Below are 13,215 nucleotides of genomic sequence, written 5' to 3' on the forward strand. Positions count from 1 at the left end.
GCATGGCAGCTTCAACAGGCCCATCACTTTGCCACGCGTCTTATCGCTCATTAACGCTTTCGCTATGCAACTCCGTCATCTTGTTTACCTACTCCTGGTGTTGAACACTGGACTTAACGCCTGCAAAAACCCACTCGACGGGGTAAAATTAGGGCTGAAAGATCCGCTTCAGGATGGAATCGTAACATACCGCTTCTATGACCCGGCCGGTAACCCGATGCCGTCTGTCAATCAGGTTACCATAGCCGGACCCGATGCCAGCCAGATCGTAACCACCCTAAATTCCACGCGTTACAAACTAAATAGTGACGGGGTGCTAATGGTGGCACCTTCTCCTGAAACCGTTTATTCGGCACAAAAGCCACTTCGCTTCTCCATCGTTGTGGAGGCTAACGACTACCTCACGGTTATCCAGCCGGTTACTATCTCCGATGTAAAACAGCAATCCCGCTCGGTCCGCCGGATCAACATCAATAAACCACCCGTTACGCTCAATGCGGCCCGTACAACAGCAGGCATTACCGCCAATGGTGTTGTCGCGGCAACGGTAAGCCTTAGCACAACGCCCCAGGGTACGGACGTCGACCGGGCAACCGCGACCCTTCTGACGGGTACGCAACTTAGCGACCGGGACGGCCATACGGTCAACGGCAACCTGACAATGGTACTTATCCACACAAACGGCCGAAATGGACAAGCGGCCCGGTATGTGCCGGGCGGAGGCATTATGTCTTCCGTTGCCGCTCGAACGGGCGGGGCTTCGCAGGGCACTATGCGGTTCCTGTCACTTGCTGGCTCCACGACCCTACAAATCTATAATAACCAGTTCCAGTTGGCCACTACAGTAGCTCCGGCGGTTCCTTTAACCATGGAGCTTTATCAACAGACCTTCAACTCGGTCAAAAACCGGGCTATTCAAGTGGGCGACTCCATTCCACTGTTCAGTTACGACGAACTAACCAACCAATGGCAGGAAGAAAAGCCGGGTGTAGTCAGGAAAAACCAGCAGACAGGCAAACTCGAGTACACCGTCAATGCAACCAGAGCAGCGGCTTTCGTAGTAGGCTGGGCCGAGGTCATCTGTGCGTCGGGGCCTGTGTTTAAAGTGAGCAGCCAATTAGCTAATGTTGATGTGAACTACCTCTGCAAACTGATCGATGTCGCTACCGGCAACGAGGTTTCCACCTTCTACGCCAACGCAAACAATGGTGCATTTATACGAGCGTATAACCAATCGAAAAACCGGCGGCTCAAACTTCAGGTTTTTGATGAAACTGATGCCTGGGGTAAAGGGGCAAAAGGCGGACTGATTGGCGAGTCGGCACCGGGGCTCACCTGCGACCAAACGCCCATTGCCATTAATCTGGGTGCCTTACCAGAGCCCCCGCCCGTAACACTGGAGATTAAATTCTCCTGCCCTTCCGGAACAAAGCTGGATGAATCCTTATTACCGGCTATCATGAAAACCCAGTATAGTGAAGCAGGGAAAAATACCTGGAATGATCTTATACAGGTTACCCGAAGCAATCGTAAAGTTGTTTCCTACAAGTTAAAGGTGGGCCGTTATTATGACTTTAGAGCCAGTACCGATGGAGGAGCCAGTTGGCCATTACGGCAGAGTAATTACTTGATCGATAAATCGGAGTGGACACTCAAAATCAAGGCAGACACGTATTGCAAATGAAAATACTGATCCTACGTTTTTCGTCCATTGGCGACATCGTCCTGACAACCCCGGTGATCCGGTGTTTAAAGCAACAACTTGACGGCGTTGAGATTCATTACTGTACCAAGCGCCGGTACCAATCGCTTGTTGCGCATAACCCCTACATAGACAAATGCCATTACCTGGATGATAGTCTGCTCGCACTAATCAGTCAGCTTCGTGAGGAACGTTACGATTTAATCGTTGATTTGCATACAAACCTTAGAACCAATATCATCAAAAAACTGCTGGGTGTGCGGTCATTTACGTTTAACAAGATCAATATCCGAAAATGGCTTTATGTGCGGTTTAAGCTACAGGTGATGCCATCCGTTCATATTGTGGACCGTTATTTGAATACAATCTTGCCGCTTGGAGTAGTCAACGACGGGCGAGGACTGGATTATTTTATCCCCGCCGAAGACCAGCAGACAGCCACTCCACTACCCTATACGCACCAATCATCGTACGTAGCCTATGCACTCGGTGGCCAGCACGCCACCAAGCGTTTACCCGTAGAGCGCATGATTGAGCTGTGCCGAAAAATAGACAGACCCATTGTCTTACTTGGTGATGAGCACGACCGGGAGGCAGGGGAACAAATCAGGCAGCAACTTGGTGATTCGCTAATTTATAACACCTGTGGTTTACTCCCCCTCAACCAATCGGCCTTATTACTTCAAAAAGCCGAGATGGTGTACAGCCACGACACAGGGCTTATGCACATAGCTGCTGCCTTCAAAAAAACTATTGTGTCCATTTGGGGAAGTACCACACCTCAGTTGGGCATGTACCCGTATAAAACCCGGCACCTTATTGTGGAGAATTCTACTCTTGGTTGCCGACCTTGTTCAAAAATTGGCCACAACCAATGCCCTCTCGGTCATTATCGCTGTATGAATGACCTTGCCTTTTCAATTGATCCTACCTTTCTTCAGAACAGCCTGAAGCAAGCGCAGGTATAGCTTTATCTATCGTATCACTCTATTTGACAGCCACCGGGTAGTATTAAAGTTCGATTATTTTTTCTCTTCCTTTCAAGCTGCGTACAGCAATAATACGTCAGATTTTTGTCTTTGAACTGAGGTCTTACTTCATAAATTTGTTGTAGGTATAGGTCAATTTATACCCTGTTCAATCTATATTCTTTATTACGTATATAGCCATTTCTTATACCTATACTTAACATTAATAAATAATAGATTCATATAAGTAAATAACAATTTTAATTGTAAACACATTTAATTATTGATAGCCTTTTCGTTAATAATAACTTATCCATTACCCCATATAAATGATCTTAAAATGCTCTAAAACAGCAAAATACATATATCTAGTTCTTAATTGAAGGCTCAATAAAATATTTTATTAAAATTAATCAAACTTAGTAAAGTCCAATATTTCCTGCTCTAAAAGACGCATTATCTAGCATAATTTGCTGAATAACCAGTAGAATGGACAAGTCATCGAATAGTCTTTACTAGCCCTTTTCCAGGCAGTCAACTTTGATCAAGGCACACCGCTAAATGATCAAAGCTATGACAACTTCTACCTCAACACGCGTAAACAATAAGAGCGACGGAAATTCGTATTTTTCATCAACCGTCCGCTCTTTTCGCGTTGTTGTTATGATTGCCACCTTGTTTTCAATTGCGCTCAACTTAACCAGTTGTAATCCGAGTGCTGACATTGTTCAGCCAACCGATACATCGGAAGTTTATACGATCTCAGGTACACGGATAACCGCCGGTATTGATAGCAACAGTACGCTGAAATCGGTCGCTCCTTTTCCAATTGGAGCAGCATTCAATTCAGCCATCATTGCTCGATCAACAAAAAACTATAACCTGTTTATTAACCAGTTCAACTCAAAGACTGTACATGCTTATATGAGGATTGAGCATGTCCGGGGGCAGTTCGACTTCACTGAGCAAGATTATTGGGTAAAATTTGTGAAAACAAACCCAATGCGTTTACATGGCCACTGTCTTTTATATCATGTTTCCGCTCCAGATTGGTTGTTAAACTTTTCTGGTAGCACATCAGATTTTGAACAAGCTGTTCAAAATCATATTCAAACTATCGTCGGTCGGTACAAGGGAAAGATGAAGGGCTGGGACGTTGCGAACGAAATTTTTGACAACTCAGGTTCTATCCGACAGACGGCTTTTCGCCAATTATACCCTAGCGATGCGGCATACATGGCATTTATAAAGCGTTGTTTTATATGGGCACACGATGCTGATCCGGATGCTTTGCTCTTTTATAGTGATTTTGGAATAGAGTCTTACCCAGCCAAAGTACAGTCTATACTTAACATGGTTAAAGAATTTAAACGGGAAAATATCCCTATACACGGATTTGGATCACATACACATATCAGCATTAACACTTCTAATATTGGCATCATCAATTCTCTTAAACAACTAAGCACCACGGGTTTGCAAATTCACGTGTCAGAGCTAGATATTAAAATCAACCCTGACAATAATCAGCCGATGGTGTTTTCCGACAAACTGCTCACTGCTCAGCAAGCCAAATATGAATATGTAGCTGCTGCATACAAACAAGCCGTCCCTAAACAGCAACAATATGGAATTACCCTATGGGACTTCAGTGATGCTGACAGTTGGATAGTTAAGCAGAATGGAAAATTAGATGCACCATGTATTCTCGACAAAACATACAATAAGAAACCCGCTTTTTACGGCTTAATTGCTGGTCTTATTAAATAAAACTCGCTATTACTACTGAGGCTTATCAATGCCGGGGGCCAAAATCAAGGGGACAGCAACATGAATTGCTGTCCCCTTGATTTTGGCCCCCGGCATTGATATAAACAAACTAATACAGATATCTATACCTATTACTATCCTCTTCTGTCTTTTTAAGTAACTAATCATTAATACCAATCTATACACTCATATTACAAATTATATGTTTACAATTTATTTATTTTATAAATACATTGTAAACGTTGACTCCTATTAGTGTTCTTTATTATATTGCATGTATAAATATTAAATACTATTTATATAGAGTTTTCTATGAATTAGGCGTCGATTTATATCCCTAATTCTAACTCACAGGTTTTTCAACAACCTGCTTTTACGAAAAATTTTCAATGGTAGCTATTCGAAAACCATACAATTTATATCACACACTTTCATGTGCCAAGACTGTATGATTGACCAAATAATCTGAATTCTATTAATATATATACAATAATCCTAAAAGTGATACTTATGGATACTCAATTCTCAAAAACGTTTTTGTTCGGTATTCCTTATGCCTCGGTTGATTATGCATCAGCAACCAAAATTATCATTGAGAACGCCACAACCCGAACTAGTTTTGGTGTTTCAGCACTGGCCGTTCACGGCTTGATGGAATCTAAACACAGCGAAACAATCGGTAAACATGTATCTCGAATAAACATGGTCGTTCCCGATGGTAAACCTGTTCAGTGGGCATTGAATGCTTTCAACAAAGCTGCTTTGAAAGATCGGGTTTACGGACCTGACCTTACGCGTCATGTATTAAAAGCGGCCGGAGAACAGCAGTTGAAAGTTTACCTTTATGGCAGCACAGCATCAACACTGGCTAAGCTTAAAGAGTACATTCCGCAAACCTTCCCTGGTGTTACTATCTGTGGCATTCACGTAGATCGATTCCGGGATGCAACCCCTGATGAAAAAGCCGAAGACATCAAGAAAATAAATGCCTCTGGAGCCAACATTGTTCTAGTTGGACGAGGTTGCCCACGGCAGGAAATTTGGGTATCGCAACACTTAGGCGAGGTAAACTCAGTAATGATGGCAGTTGGAGCAGCATTTGATTATTTCGTTGGTAATATCAAAAGACCACCTGTATGGATGCAAAAGTCAGGTTTAGAATGGTTATTTCGCTTATCACAAGAGCCCCGGCGTTTATTCAAGCGTTACGCTATCACTAATTCCCAATATATTTTTTATGTGGTACGTCAGATTGTCAGCCAGCGAGTCTTAGGAATTACTTCACAGAATTAAAGCAAAATAGAAGACCTTCTTAAAACACATGAACCACCAATAGTTACATTGGTGGTTCATGTGTTTTAAGAAGGTCTTCGTTAATGGATAATTGAGGTATTTACTACACCAACTGGCCCAAACGAGCAACCATACTATCGTGAATCTGTGTCATTGTCTGCTTCAAATCATAATGCCAGTTCCAATCTGGATAGTGATCCTTAAACTTATTGAGATTAGAAATATACCAAATGTGATCACCAATACGATTTGTCTCTGAATACGTATAGTTCATTTTTTTACCTGAGATTTCTTCACATAAGACAATTGCTTCTAACATAGAGCAGTTAGCATGACGGCCACCACCCGCATTATACACTTCACCAACACGAGGATTCTGATAAAAATGCCAGAACATATTTACCAGATCCCAGCTGTGGATATTGTCTCGCACCTGCTTGCCTTTATAACCAAATACTGTGTACTGAGTACCGGTGATAGCACATTTCATGAGATACGACAGAAATCCATGCAATTGTGCGCCCGAGTGATTTGGTCCGGTCAAGCAGCCCCCTCGAAAGACACCCGTTTTCATACCGAAATACCGTCCATACTCTTGTACTAAAATATCAGCAGCAACTTTAGACGCTCCAAATAGTGAGTGTTTAGTATGGTCAATACTCATAAATTCATCAATACCATCCAGAAAATAAGGATGATTCTCATCGATTTCCCAACGGGTTTCAGTTTCGATAAGTGGCAGAAAGTTGGGATTGTCTCCATACACTTTGTTAGTAGAGGTGAATATAAATACCGAATCAGAACAATGCTGCCTTGTCATTTCCAGCATGTTTAGGGTTCCATTGGCATTGACTGTAAAGTCAGTAAATGGTTCACGAGCCGCCCAGTCATGACTAGGTTGGGCAGCTGTATGAACAATTAATTTAATATCAGTTCCGAATTCGCGGAATATCGGCTCGAGTTGGCTAACCTCGCGAATATCGGCCGGGCGGTGAATGTAATTGGTATAAGATTGTTGTAATCGATTTTGATTCCATTCGGTAGAAGCATCATTACCAAAGAAATACTGACGCATGTTGTTATCTATACCAACAACTAAGTCAAACTTATCCGCAAAAAAAGCAACCGCTTCACTACCAATTAAACCAGCGGATCCTGTAATTAAAGCAATACGCATGAGTTGTACTATGTTTATATTAAAATAACTAATTAGAATTCACTTATAAATTAATAATATCTACCTTAAAATTTCTCCATAAATATCCATCATCATTTTATAGTTTGACTCTGGAGTATATTTAGCTAGGTAAGCTTCTCTGGCAGCTCTTCCCATTTCAAGAGCAAGCAGTGGATTTTGAAAAATGAACTCAATTTTACTAGCTAACTGCTGCGCGTTTTCTGCATCATAGGTAAAGCCAGTAACTCCATCATCGATTAATTCAGGTATACCACCCATGTTAGATCCGATAACTGGTGTCCCTTTGGCATAAGCTTCAACGACTACGCGGCCAAAAGGCTCATGCCATAACGAAGGAATAACTAAAGCACGGGCCTTACCAATAATATCATACGTTTCTAGCAAAGTTTTCTTCCCAAGATACTCAACATTCATATCTTTTATATATTCCAAAACATCCGGCTTCAAAGTACCTTCTCCAACTATTTTAACTTTTATATTTGAATTTAAAGACCTAACAGCCTCAAGCAAACGCATAATACCTTTTTCCGCCTGAAGCCTGCCAACGTAAACTATATAGTCTTCTTTATTTAATGACACACCAGGGTCAGGATAAACAAAATTTGGCTTAACTGAAATCTTATGACTGGGAAAACCACCCTCAATCATTTTTCGCTTCACAAACTCTGATACAGCAATAAACTTATCAATTCGATTCCATGTAGGTAATAAGCTATGAAACAAATGCATTGAAGCTGCAGTGACGCTGGCGGCTCTATTATCTCTGTAACATTTGTTCTGAATGGCTTCTGTTTTGAATGACTTTTTTAAACATAGCTCACATACATGACCATCACGGTAAAAGAAAGAGTTGGAGCATAAAAACCTATAATTTCGAACAGCTTGTACAACAGGCACTCCCTCTGACTGAGCAGCATAATAAACAGAAGGTGAAACGAGAGGAAAGAAATTTTGAACATGAATCAAATCATGCCGCTTCGCTTTAAGTAAATCCTTTACAACCTTGTGGGACTCTTTGGACCAAAACGTTCTTAAAGCGACACTTACCTTCGACAAATCTGCCACTTTTTTGTTATTCTCAATATAAGAAGATACATCATTACCAAACTGTTTTAGAATGGCAACTTCAGCCAAACGTGACTCTTCTTCACCACCTCTAATTAAATATTCGTTATGAACGCTTAATATTCTCATAAATGCATCTAATTATACTAAAGAATGAAAAATATATAAAAACTACTTGACCAGGCTTTTTGGAACTAAAAGTAATGTTTCAAGATACTTTCTCAATTTAACTTCGAAATATTTATAAGTTAAACGAGAAACATAAAATAAAATTAACACATAAGGTATTATAGCAAGATCATACAAAACGCTCTCAACTTTAAAAAGCCTCAATATGATTATATCAAAAAAAGTTTTTATCAAGGCATTATTCATATAAATTGAATAAGAAAGTATGCCTAATTCTTTAAATAAAGGCGTATTTAATTTATGAGACACCCACCCCAATTCAAATGAAAAAACCAATATTGTAATGGAAAAGAAAATTGGGGATAGAATACTAATTTCAGACATATACATAACTGAAACTAAAGACATTCCCATAGATATGAACTCAAAAAAGGAAAACAAGGCAAAATAACTTTTGGCCGAATTGATAAGAAAATTCTTTTTAACTAAAATATAGTAGAGTTCACATATTATACAACCTAAGAAGAAACTATAACTACATCTGTAAATACCAGGAATGCCAAATTTGAGAGACATATTACCATCCCTGAAATAGTAGATACAAAGTAGTGAGAGTAATGAAACTATAAAAAAAGTAAAAATTTTTGTTATCCGTGAATATTTGTAAACAAGAATAATTAAAAATGAAAAGAGTATGTATGCAAAAAACTCAGCACTAATTGACCAACTGGACGTATTCCATGATAAATAATCAAGTCCCTTAATGGGAAATCCATAAGCTTGTATCAGAAATACGTTTGCAATAAATCCAATTAACGAATGCTGTTCAAAAGCGGAATAATTAAATAAATGATATTTAAACAAAAAAATCTTTAACGTTTCAAAAACTAACAGAATGATTAAAAGACAAAAATGCAAGGGATATATTCTCAAAAATCTTTTCAGAAGAAATACTTTTTGCTCTGTGATAGTAGATAAAGTATTGTAATTGTAATAAATAACAAATCCACTTAGCAAGAAGAAAAAGTCTACAAATAACCAACCATGTGATATCAACGCCGTATGGCCAATTATACCTGGACCTGGCTTGAAATGGTATAATGCTACTATTAAAGCAAATACACCTCTAAAACCATCGAGTATATGAAATCTCTTGTTCATAAATCTATTTAATGCTAATTACTATAAATCATAGAATGAAACAGTTGTTCATATTTTTTCATAATAATATTCTCATCAAACTCTTGAGCAGCCTCAACTAACAAGTCTTTTGGAAATGGGTTATCTAATGCGTAAATAATTTTTTTTGACAACGCTTCCGCATCTGAAACAGGAACTAAATAGCCTAATTGTCCATCTTTTAAGATTTCAGATGGTCCGCTTTTACAATCTGTAGAAACAATTGTTGTACCAGCTGCCAATGCCTCTACTAATATATTACCAAACCCTTCCCATTGTGATGAAAGAACAAATACATCTGACTTGCTAATCCAGGATATTGGATTCTTTTGAAAACCAGCAAGCTTTATAGAATCGTTAAGATCATACTCATCAATTTTCTTTTGCAAGCTATTATGCATTGGGCCATCGCCAACAATAATTAGCTTTAACTGTCTCTCCTTGTAAATTCCGTAAAAAGCATCAATCAACATTCCAAAATCTTTCTGAGCTGACAATCTGCCCACACCAATAATTACCGGGCACGCCTTATCATTCAACCAACTTTCTTCAACACTCTTTTTGGCTTCTATTTGAATTTCCTTATTAAAGGCGGGATTATATATAGTATTAATACGATTCTCGGAAATGAAGGAAAACCTACTTAAGTCCTTTGCAACTCCCAGAGATACAGCTACAATAGCGTCGGAAAACCTATATAATATTGGTATAAGTAAAAAACTTAACCTATAAAAAAAGTTAGTAGATCTAGCAAATTCTTTAAATGTATTACTTCGTTCAGAAATAACTACTTTGGTCTTTACGCCAGCTATATATTTAGCAATTATTGCCATAATATTAAAGCTAGGAACACCGGTAAATAGTATGTGTGGATTCTTAAATCTTAGTACACTTATTAAATATTTTAATAATAAGAACCTATTTGTGGAGTTGATTGATAGCACTTCTACTTTTGGATCTAGTAAGCTTAAATATGGCCCTTTTGCTTCGCCCAATAATAGAGTGGTCTCATAGCCATTGTTAGCAAAATAATTAGCAATATGGACCATAATTCTTTGTACACCTCCATGAGTCAAGTCCCGATACATTAATATTACTTTCATAGACTATTTGATTTTTAGATCATTTAATAACTAAATTTCTTACAAATAACTGCAAATTCTTCTTGATGCTTATACAACAGATTAATAGCATTAGCCAATAAATGTTATTATATTTTATAATAAAACTTTCTGTAAAGCTAACCACTGTCAAATAAATGAGAGTTAAAATATACCAGTAACTTGTGTAATCAGGGTTATTTTTAATTTGATCGAAACATCGTTTATAAGATTTAAACAAAATAATTAAAAAAATGAATAGTCCTGTTAAACCAAGCTCGAGTGTTAAGTCTATAAATCCATTATGGCCCTGTTCCGGCGCCCAACTGGTATCTACCCAAATACTTTTAGATAAAATTTTAGGTATCCAAAAAGCACTATATCCATAACCTAAAAATGGAGATTGCCAAATATACTCAACTAACATCACCCACAAAGGAACCCTACCACTAAATGAGTCATCTTTACCCATTTCGCCAAATAAGTCTTGGCTATACGCGTTGAACAACTCCACAGATAAATAACTCAATATAATCAGAATCGTTACGTTTAGAACAGATTTCATAATATTATACTTCCTATAAGTCCATCTAAGAAGTGCATAAGCAGGAATTATAATCGCAAATGCGACTAAGGCTGTACTTGACTTAGACATTACAAGAAGCAAGAAGCAAAAAATAATATTAATAAATGCGTAAAACCTGTTTGCCTTAAATTCGAGAAAATATAGTATAGTAGTTATCAGACACAGTCCGGCAATTCTACCTAAACCATTTTTATGAAAATAAACACCTTGCCATGCGCCCTTGTGAACACCACTCGCAAGACCAAACTTTGGAACAAGTAGAATGAAGATTAAACTACTACAAGCGACAAAACACGATAAATAATAGAAGAGTGTTACAATTTGCCGGCTATCAAATTTTTCACTTAGGTAAAATCCATATATTAAGCATATTAGAAAAGAAACTGATCTTCTAAGAGTAACCTCTGGTGCTTGGGACCATGTAATAGATGCGATAACAATTCCAGTTAGTAATACAATGAGAAAATTGTTCTTTATGCCATTAAAGACTAAATTAAAATTATTCTTAACACATCCTATTATAACGATATATATAAGTATCCAAATTGCGTTAGCTAATTTAGAACCAGAAGAAGAACTATTACTGCCACTTTCGTCCCCAAATAGGTATAGTACTGCACCACTCAGGAAAAATAGTATCACTACGTTAATAGCATATTCAGAAATACTTATTCCTATCGAAGTATTTATTCTCTGTGTCAGCTTTATTTCTTTTTGAAGAACCATATAGTTAATTATTAATTAGTTCTGGCCTCTAAATTTACTTTTGTTTTAATTGTAGACGCTTTAAACTAATGTCTACTTTAATTATTCCTAGTCTGTATATGAGAAAAACGTAACTAATAATTATAATAAACGTTTTTACTATTAATGACAAATAAATATTATCAATATTAACAAACCCTCCGATTTTAATCATAATAATACTACACAAGGCAATTATCGTGAAATTCATATAATTAGGTTTGGGTAGACTATATTCCTTATGACCTATTAAAATACTCAGCAATAAGATAATCATATAAGTCAGCAAGGTAGTTTTAGCAGCTACCAGTATACCATACTCCTGCAAGAATATTACATTTAAAAATATTTTTACTATTGAACCAACTAAGTATATGATAGCTATCTTTCCAGTTTTACTTTTAAATTGAAAAGAATAGTTAAAATGAAAAATTGATATACCGTACAAAATTGTGCTAATAACAATATATGGCATTATCTCTATTGCTGTTTCTCTATATATATTCCCAATAAAAATACTAACTATTTCTCTACTATTAATGAAAAATAAAGTCATTATGACCAAAGCCATTGTGATCATAAAATCAACATTCTCTTTTAATTTTGTCTCTAATTCCTTTACTTTATTTTCTTCATATAGCTTTATTAGTATTGGAAAATTAGCCAGGTTCATAATCATAAACGGAATCCAAACAGTTTGTCGAAACATATCATAGCCAACAGAATACAAGCCTGCCATCTCTAAATTTAAATAATTAGCAATTAATACTCTATCAATTGTATTATTTATAAAACTTGATGACAGCATTAAAGCAAGCGGAAAGCCAAACTTCAGAATCTCTATTATCTTATCTCTACTCAGTATTGATCCTCGTTTTACTATCTTATCGTGTTTATTAAAAATTAAAGGTACTATTTGTGAAAATATATAAGATGCGATCAATACATAATAATTCTTAAATATGGCAATTAATGATACAGATAATATTATCTGTATCATTGACTTTGTCAATTCTATTTTAAGATATTTCTTCGAACTGAGAGTTGTTCTATGAAGCTCTAAATTAATATCATAAACAGAAAAAACTGATAGCCATATAACACCCAGTGTATAGAAATATATTTCCCTTGGATTAAGTATTATAATTAGAATAGAGATTACCAATGATACAAGCAACGTAACTTTTACAAAAAATACTATTGTATTGATAAATGTATCCTGGAGTTCTCCATCAAATTTATAATAGTACCTGGCTAAGGTTACCCTTAACCACTGAAACAGCAAGGAATTTACTAACAGCGTTCCTGTATAGATAATATTAAACTTACCAATTTCGATAGGCACTAAAAAATAGCTACACACTGTTAGTGTAATAAATCCAGCTAAAGATGGAAGAAATTTAGCTATCGTATAAAATATAGTATGTCTGCTTAACATATATTATTAATATCAATTTAGCCTATCAAATCGAATTAACCTT

General features: G+C 37.1%; 10 protein-coding genes. 4 read left to right on the forward strand and 6 right to left on the reverse strand.

Translation table 11 applies throughout. From position 1 onward, the window contains the following. Positions 1–64 precede the first annotated feature (64 nt). The 4 genes from ACYVJM_RS12365 (at position 65) to ACYVJM_RS12380 (ending at position 5,733) form a co-directional block, all read left to right on the forward strand. Entirely contained in the window at positions 65–1,684 is a 1,620-nt protein-coding gene (locus ACYVJM_RS12365) for a hypothetical protein (RefSeq protein ID WP_461148533.1), read from the forward strand. Then, positions 1,681–2,670 carry a glycosyltransferase family 9 protein gene (locus ACYVJM_RS12370; protein WP_461148534.1) on the forward strand — a complete coding sequence of 330 codons (990 nt, stop codon included), beginning with the start codon at positions 1,681–1,683 and terminating at the stop codon, positions 2,668–2,670. The genes ACYVJM_RS12365 and ACYVJM_RS12370 overlap by 4 nt, the downstream gene beginning before the upstream one ends. A gap of 573 nt (positions 2,671–3,243) precedes the next feature. After that, entirely contained in the window at positions 3,244–4,440 is a 1,197-nt protein-coding gene (locus ACYVJM_RS12375) for an endo-1,4-beta-xylanase (RefSeq protein ID WP_461148535.1), read from the forward strand. Positions 4,441–4,950: 510 nt separating this feature from the next. Beyond that, on the forward strand, positions 4,951–5,733 hold the full coding sequence (locus ACYVJM_RS12380; protein WP_461148536.1) for a WecB/TagA/CpsF family glycosyltransferase: 783 nt from the start codon (positions 4,951–4,953) through the stop codon (positions 5,731–5,733). 103 nt (positions 5,734–5,836) lie between these two features. On the opposite strand, the gene ACYVJM_RS12385 is transcribed toward ACYVJM_RS12380, so the two are convergent. From ACYVJM_RS12385 to ACYVJM_RS12410, 6 genes are read right to left on the reverse strand one after another with little or no spacing between them, the layout of a single operon-like run. Continuing rightward, positions 5,837–6,910, reverse strand: a complete 1,074-nt coding sequence (locus ACYVJM_RS12385) for an NAD-dependent epimerase/dehydratase family protein (RefSeq protein ID WP_461148537.1) — start codon at positions 6,908–6,910, stop codon at positions 5,837–5,839. Positions 6,911–6,970: 60 nt separating this feature from the next. Continuing rightward, positions 6,971–8,125 (reverse strand): glycosyltransferase family 4 protein, encoded by a 1,155-nt coding sequence (locus ACYVJM_RS12390; protein ID WP_461148538.1) that lies wholly within the window; start codon positions 8,123–8,125, stop codon positions 6,971–6,973. Between the two features lie 42 nt (positions 8,126–8,167). After that, the gene (locus ACYVJM_RS12395; protein ID WP_461148539.1) at positions 8,168–9,286 is read right to left on the reverse strand and encodes an acyltransferase family protein; all 1,119 of its coding nucleotides are present in this window, start codon (positions 9,284–9,286) and stop codon (positions 8,168–8,170) included. 14 nt (positions 9,287–9,300) lie between these two features. Next, entirely contained in the window at positions 9,301–10,407 is a 1,107-nt protein-coding gene (locus tag ACYVJM_RS12400; RefSeq protein ID WP_461148540.1) for a glycosyltransferase, read from the reverse strand. Between the two features lie 19 nt (positions 10,408–10,426). Next, positions 10,427–11,716 (reverse strand): O-antigen ligase family protein, encoded by a 1,290-nt coding sequence (locus ACYVJM_RS12405; RefSeq protein WP_461148541.1) that lies wholly within the window; start codon positions 11,714–11,716, stop codon positions 10,427–10,429. Positions 11,717–11,750: 34 nt separating this feature from the next. Further along, the gene (locus tag ACYVJM_RS12410) at positions 11,751–13,172 is read right to left on the reverse strand and encodes an oligosaccharide flippase family protein (RefSeq protein WP_461148542.1); all 1,422 of its coding nucleotides are present in this window, start codon (positions 13,170–13,172) and stop codon (positions 11,751–11,753) included. Positions 13,173–13,215 lie beyond the last annotated feature (43 nt).

The sequence above is a fragment of the Spirosoma pulveris genome (assembly GCF_054781875.1).